This is a genomic window from Calditrichota bacterium, from assembly GCA_013152715.1.
Taxonomy (GTDB): Bacteria; Zhuqueibacterota; Zhuqueibacteria; order Thermofontimicrobiales; family Thermofontimicrobiaceae; genus 4484-87.
Genome location: JAADFU010000072.1, coordinates 1 through 6,048 on the forward strand (window position 1 = coordinate 1; position 6,048 = coordinate 6,048).

The window sequence follows — 6,048 nt, forward strand, 5'->3', positions numbered from 1 at the left end:
TCTCGCGCCGCCGATATTGACAAAAGCAGCGGGGCTGCCCTTTGAGAAATAAAGCTTTGCACGTAATTGAACATTTTTGGAAAAATTTTCGATCTTCAGCACAGGAACGTGATTTCGATTTGCTGCCTGGCGCAAGGAAGAAATCCCTTCTTCGGAAAGTCCGCCGCCTCTGTCATCGCTGCCGCCGAAAGACGCGGCAACAGTTTTGTAATGCAAAATTCCTTTCGTTCGCAAAAAACTTTCCATGTCAAGATAGGTAAAATCCGGTCGATTAGCGCCGAAGGTGGATGCGCCGAGAGAGACAATGAGCAAGGGCTGTAAATTCATCGCTTTCGCAGCGCACAGCGTTGCCAGCGCCAGTGACGGAAAGGAACCGGAGCTGCCGACGGCGATTGGCGAGTTTGGCGGAATTCTCAATTCGTGGAACCACTTCACCAGCAGCGCAGAAAAGTCAGGATTTGTGGCAGTCCGTTTCGCCGCCAGGTCTCCGAGAGTCGTTGTGATGGGAGAATATTCCCTGCCGATCAGATTTGTCCGATTGGGATCAAAAGTGAGCGCTGCGGAATCAACCGGCGCCTGCCGCAGCCCTTCAATGCAGGCAGCCATCATTTTAGCGGCTTGGACCTGTTCGTCGTAGAAGGCAGTTCGCTGTTTTTTCTCGCGGACAAACAAAATAACCACTGCGGAAATAGCCAGCACAACCGCAAGCCAGAGCCGAACGATGCTGATTTTCGGATTTCTGAATGTCACAATTTCACCAATTGCTGGAGTCCCAGAATCGCCGCCACCGTAACGCTGACAAAAAGCGCCGAGAGAATCGTGGCTGTGACGCCCTGTTTTCGCATTTCATGCGCCAGCAAGCCTGGGACGATGTAGCCGATGATTACCAGACCTGAACTGAAATCTCCAGTCAGAAACATTATTTTTTCCAGAGCAATTTTCAGAAAAAATCCGATCAGCACAGCGGACACAAACGCGCGTCTGCCGTAAAGAACGACTGCTTTGCTCAACAAGCGAACTAAATACAGAGTAACAATTGCCGCGAAAAATGTCGCCACAATCGCCAGCGGCTGCCGCACGTAGATGGCGAGATAGCCGGGAACGATGATGCCGCCCGGCGTGAGTCCGACAAATTCGTAGTAAATGAGTCCCAACAAAATTCCTAAAAAAATCGCTTCAGTTTCCATCTTTGAATTCCTGTAAGGCTCCCATGAAAAGTTCTCCGCTGTGGACAAAATTGCCCATGCCGATGATGGTGTCCATTCCGGCTGCGGCTACGGTCAAAATTTCTCTGACATTTTTATTCCGCAAGCAAACGATCGATCGCGGCGAGACGGTTCCCTTGATCCTTTTTTTGACAGCAAAAAATGGCGTGCCTCCCTGAATGATCAATTTGTCCCAGAATTTTTCTTTCTGCAGCCAATCGACAAAAGCGAGCGTGCGCAAAGGTCTGTCTTCCCGACTCGCCAAAATGACGGCTATTTTGCCGCTCAAATTTCTGTTCTTTTGCAAAAAACGCACCATTTCCGAGGCTGACTCCGTATCGTTGCAGGTGAACAGATTCAAGAAATTCACTTTTCTGCCGTTCAAGAAAATCGACTGCACAAAATTTTCCGCCGCTAATTTTCGCCCCCATTTCTCTTTTGTCTTTTGAATTGTCGTCGGCAAAATTCCCAGTTCCCTGCCGATTTCGTCCAACGCCTGAAATTGAAAGTAGAAGGGATTGTTTTCGGTATCATTGGATGAACCCGATTTTTTCGCTAAAATTTTTAAATTGTCCGCATGGCGTTGGTTGAATTCACCTCGCAAATTCTCCTCTTCCGGCAGCATTGCAGTTCCTGTCTCCGGCAATGAGTAAGACAATGTTTCAGCAATTTGCGCTTTGGTTCTGCCCATGATTTCCTGGTGATCGAGGCGAAAATTTGTGTAAATTGAAATCTGCGGAGAAAAAATTTGCGCGAAAGTCCGCTGATACTCCGGCTGCAGCGCCATGTTTTCGCAAATCATGACATCTGGCTTGCGACGGGCGGAAATCTGCAAAAATTGACTGATTTCTTTGATGCGCGCGCTGCCGCGACGGCGAAAAATTTGCCAGCCATTTTCTGAATCGAAAATTTGCGGCGTTTCTCCGGTGACCCGGGCGCTTACATTTTTTCCGGCCTCCGTAAGCAAATCTGTGAGCATCCGCACCAGCGTCGATTTCCCGCGAATGCCATTGACCTGAATGCGCAAGGTCTGATTTTTTTTAGCGCAATTTAATTTTTGTTTTTCGTAAATTCCGAGAAGAATTAAAGTGATTGAGAGAATCAGGATAAGTGTCATTTTTTTCTTCGTGCCTTTGTCGCTTGTTGGGGTACAAATTTTTGACAGCCAAATTCACACGGAAAAGATAATAAATATCCCCCAATATTTCAACATAAATAAATTTTTTCTCATTTTTTTGTAACAAATCAGGCGGCCGATCCGTTTATAAGGCAAGTGAATGAACAAAACCAAAAATTCGGAGGTTGACATGTTCAAAAAAAGTGCGATTTTTTTAGCGATCATTTTCATTTCGATGCAAATATCTGTTTTCGCCGGTGACGATGAACAGTACAAAGATCACCCCGGCTACGTGGATTTCAGTAAGATTGATATTCCCGGCGATGCTGAAGAGTCCGTGGAAGTGTTCCTGCAATCGCCGATGTTGAAAATTGTTGCCGCAGTGACAGAAGGCGACGACCCGGCATTGTCTGCAATGCTGGAAAATTTGCTGTTGATTCGGGTAAATTCATTCAAACTGCAGGCGACAGAAGCCGCGAAAATTGTCTCCCAGATCAATCGCATTGAGAAAAAGCTGCACGAACAAAAATGGGAAAAAATCGTCCGCGTCAAAGACAAAACCGACCGCGCCAATATTTACTTGAAAACAGACAGCAGAAATCGCATCGCGGGACTGGTTGTAATGGCGATCGACAATGGCAACGAAGCCGTGTTCGTGAATATCGTCGGAAATATTGACATGAATCAGGTTTCAAAATTGGGTAAAAAATTCAAAATTGATGATTTGCAAAAAATCGAACCGGAAAAATAAATTGGGACTTCCCATGAAAAGTAATTTACGACTTAAAATTGTCATACTCGCATTTTCCGCAGCTTCTCTCTTTTCCGGCTGCGTCATGGTGGATCGCGACTTTCGCCTGACCAGAAATGAAATTTTTAGCTCGTTCAGCGACATGGATTTGAATACCGAAGTGCAGTTTCAAATCGGCGCGGAATTAATCACTCTTGGCAGGATCGCTATAGCTTTCACGGACATCGAGCCCGATGTCCGCGAAATGCTTCAAGAAATCCACAGCCTGCAGGTTGGCGTGTACCAGATTGAAAACAGCAAAACGAACTTGCCGCGAATCCCGACAAACATCGAACAGCGGCTCAAACAACGCGGCTATTCCGCCATCGTCAAAGTCAAAGACAGAGATGAAAATGTCTGGATTTTCACCCGGATTCATCGCCATCGCTTGCGCGCGATGTACGTGATTTCCCTTGACAGAGAGGAATTAGTGCTCATAGAAATGGAAGGCAGACTCGGGAAATTGATAGAAAAAGCAGTTCGAGATCGTGGTTTTAAACAGGGACGAAAACAACTGATTGCGAGCAATTTGAAAAATTGATCTTACAGAATGAACTAATAATGCATAAAAAGGCCAATTCCGGAGCAGCACAAAATTGCTGAAATAATTATTTTGCCTAAAATCATTTGCCATTTAACAGACTTACTTGTGACATTTTTTGAAAGGCTAAATATCAGAACCATCGAATTACACACATAAATTTAACATTAAAAAAACCGAGCAAAAAACGATGCCCGGTTTTTTATTCTACACTTGCAATATTACCTGACCAAAATCAGCTTCCCTATTTTTGCCTCCCCCTCATTTTTTAGCTGAAAGAAATAAGTGCCCGGCGGAACCGGCAATTGATTTGAATCCGTGCCATCCCAGTTAATGAAATTGTCGCCCTGACGCGTTGCTGTTTGCATAATTGTTTTTACCTGCTGACCCAGCACATTGTAAATGGAAAGCGTCACCTGTGAGAAAGGTCGCAATAACCGAAAATGAATTTGAGTTGCATTGGAGAACGGATTCGGATAGCTGGGGTAAATTTGAAAGTTATCGATTACTGACGATCTATGGCGAGAGATGTCAATAGCGTCCGTTTCTCGCTCTAAAAAATTCAAATACTCCCCCATGAGTTCGATTTTTGTATTTGGGCTGTCGCCGTCCACAATCCCGCTCATGACGATGCTGGTTGTAATGATGCGATAGTTTCCATTATCCAGATAGGCGCCGTAAATCAGACTGTCCTGGGAACGAAAAAGGACATTGGCTCCATTGTTACTGAGCACATCGGATTTCACGCGAGGACCTGGTTCATGACCGTAGATAAAATGGGTTCCCTGACAAAAACTTGAATCTTCGCCAAAGAGTTCGGTGACATTGCCAATGTCGTTGCCGTCGCTTTTGTAGCCGCAACCGGTTAACTCAAAAAACTTGCTTTCATGGTGATCTTGAGCAAAGTCATTTCCTTCAATGTAAATGGATTTGCCCGAGAGGAGAAAATCAGAAAGACGTTCCAGTTCGACCGAACTGATTTGGCCTGCCGGCTTGATCCCGGCTCAGCCACAATCCATGGCAAAACCCAGCGTAATAAAAATGATATCGTAAGAAGAAAGGTCTTGCGGGAGAGTATCTTGTGGTTCAAATTGCCGCGCGTTAGCTGCCAGAGCTAATCTTAAATCAAAATCAGGCGTAATCTGCATGCCTGTTTCCGGCGAGATCATTAGTGCCTGTCCATAGTTTTCCCAGAGAAGAATTTTTTGCGCCTGCGCCAAGGGACTTACAGCGAAAAGCGCCCAGCACACTGCGAGGATGACCAGTTTCTTTTTCATTTTTCCGCCTTATTTGAAATTGTTTTATGAGTCAAAAAAATGAGTTCTATTTTGCAATTGAGCCATCAATCTTTTTGTTCCTGGCAAAAACGGCGTAGTGAACCATTTCAAAAGTTGGCATTCATTGAAAAGGCAACGGCAAAAATATAAAATTTCACGTCCTAAAATTTATTTTGTTCAAAAAATTGAGACGGATCATGGTCAATTTCGCGTTGCAGGTCTGTCAGACCCATCAGGTAGTCGAACGCGTGAACTCTTTCCTCATAGTTTTCCGGAACGCCGCCGATGAAAAAAACAATTCTTCAAAATATTTTCACGCATCAGTTCCGGTTAGTTCTTCTTTGCCCGAATGATCTCCAGCCACTTTTCCGCTTCTTCGACCATTTTTTCCGGTTCGTCGATGGCTTTCGTCACTGCGGAGCCGCAAAAAATTCCGTCGGGATCGAGCGCCACTGCTTCTGGTAAATTTTTCAACGAAACACCGCCGGTGTAAACAACCGTTAAATCTTTGAAAGGCCCCTTCCACGCTTTTGCTAATCCCATATTTGAACCCGTGACTGTCGCTGCCGGAAAAAGCTTGTATGTCCACTGATAAGGATATTTCTCTTTCAATTCATTCAAATCACATCCTGAAATTTGCGCCTTTTGCACCAACTGCTTGCCGCAATCGTTGATTCCGCCGGGGATGCACATCACATCCTTTTTTACTGCAATTTCCACAACTTCCGGCATGTAATCCGCAGAAACAATCCCAGCGACGCCGGTTTCAATTGCCATTTCCGCCTGCTTTTTCATCATCACTGTGCCCGCTAAAATTAGCGCATCGGGATATTTCTCCAACAACGCCCGGATGCCTTCGGCAGCAGCTTCGGTGCGAAAAGCAATTTCCAACACCACGCCCAGCGGATTTAAATTTTCGTAAGCGACAATGCATTGCTCAACAGTTTTCGGAGACAACAAGCCAATCAAACGATTTTTCTTCAATTTTTCAAATAGCAGTTCGGATTTTTTCATTTTCGCAAACCTCGTTTTTTGGATTTTTATTTACCACGAAGGACGCGAAGTTCACGAAGTTTTTATCAAAAAATTTAATTTTAAAAAACCAGGTTTTTGATCTA

At 44.9% G+C, this 6,048-nt stretch carries 8 protein-coding genes; 2 read left to right on the top strand and 6 right to left on the bottom strand.

The features are described from left to right. The 3 genes from pgsW to GXO74_05595 all read right to left on the bottom strand — a co-directional run. Nucleotides 1-750 (bottom strand): poly-gamma-glutamate system protein (pgsW, locus tag GXO74_05585; protein NOZ61133.1); only part of this gene is annotated, 750 nt, incomplete at its 3' end. Further along, a complete protein-coding gene (pgsC, locus tag GXO74_05590; protein ID NOZ61134.1) occupies nt 747-1,187 on the bottom strand; it encodes a poly-gamma-glutamate biosynthesis protein PgsC in 441 nt (146 codons plus the stop codon). The genes pgsC and pgsW, both read right to left, overlap by 4 nt. Next, nucleotides 1,177-2,322, bottom strand: a complete 1,146-nt coding sequence (locus tag GXO74_05595) for a hypothetical protein (protein NOZ61135.1) — start codon at nt 2,320-2,322, stop codon at nt 1,177-1,179. The genes pgsC and GXO74_05595 overlap by 11 nt, the downstream gene beginning before the upstream one ends. Before the next feature lie 190 nt (nt 2,323-2,512). Between GXO74_05595 and GXO74_05600 the strand changes: the two genes are divergently transcribed. Then, a complete protein-coding gene (locus tag GXO74_05600; GenBank protein ID NOZ61136.1) occupies nt 2,513-3,073 on the top strand; it encodes a DUF4252 domain-containing protein in 561 nt (186 codons plus the stop codon). A gap of 13 nt (nt 3,074-3,086) precedes the next feature. Further along, a complete protein-coding gene (locus GXO74_05605) occupies nt 3,087-3,653 on the top strand; it encodes a DUF4252 domain-containing protein (protein ID NOZ61137.1) in 567 nt (188 codons plus the stop codon). A gap of 221 nt (nt 3,654-3,874) precedes the next feature. On the opposite strand, the gene GXO74_05610 is transcribed toward GXO74_05605, so the two are convergent. The 3 genes from GXO74_05610 to GXO74_05620 form a co-directional block, all read right to left on the bottom strand. Next, nucleotides 3,875-4,399: a T9SS type A sorting domain-containing protein gene (locus tag GXO74_05610; protein ID NOZ61138.1), complete on the bottom strand. Its 525-nt coding sequence runs from the start codon at nt 4,397-4,399 to the stop codon at nt 3,875-3,877. A gap of 258 nt (nt 4,400-4,657) precedes the next feature. Continuing rightward, on the bottom strand, nt 4,658-4,930 hold the full coding sequence (locus tag GXO74_05615; GenBank protein ID NOZ61139.1) for a hypothetical protein: 273 nt from the start codon (nt 4,928-4,930) through the stop codon (nt 4,658-4,660). 330 nt (nt 4,931-5,260) lie between these two features. Then, nucleotides 5,261-5,944 (bottom strand): hypothetical protein, encoded by a 684-nt coding sequence (locus tag GXO74_05620; protein NOZ61140.1) that lies wholly within the window; start codon nt 5,942-5,944, stop codon nt 5,261-5,263. Between the last annotated feature and the right edge of the window lie 104 nt (nt 5,945-6,048).

Coding starts and splice junctions, on each gene's coding strand:
- GXO74_05620 (NOZ61140.1), bottom strand. CDS start 5,944: ATGAAAAAATCCGAACTGCTATTTGAAAAATTGAAGAAAAATCGTTTG.
- GXO74_05605 (NOZ61137.1), top strand. CDS start 3,087: ATGAAAAGTAATTTACGACTTAAAATTGTCATACTCGCATTTTCCGCA.
- pgsC (NOZ61134.1), bottom strand. CDS start 1,187: ATGGAAACTGAAGCGATTTTTTTAGGAATTTTGTTGGGACTCATTTAC.
- GXO74_05595 (NOZ61135.1), bottom strand. CDS start 2,322: ATGACACTTATCCTGATTCTCTCAATCACTTTAATTCTTCTCGGAATT.
- GXO74_05600 (NOZ61136.1), top strand. CDS start 2,513: ATGTTCAAAAAAAGTGCGATTTTTTTAGCGATCATTTTCATTTCGATG.
- GXO74_05615 (NOZ61139.1), bottom strand. CDS start 4,930: ATGAAAAAGAAACTGGTCATCCTCGCAGTGTGCTGGGCGCTTTTCGCT.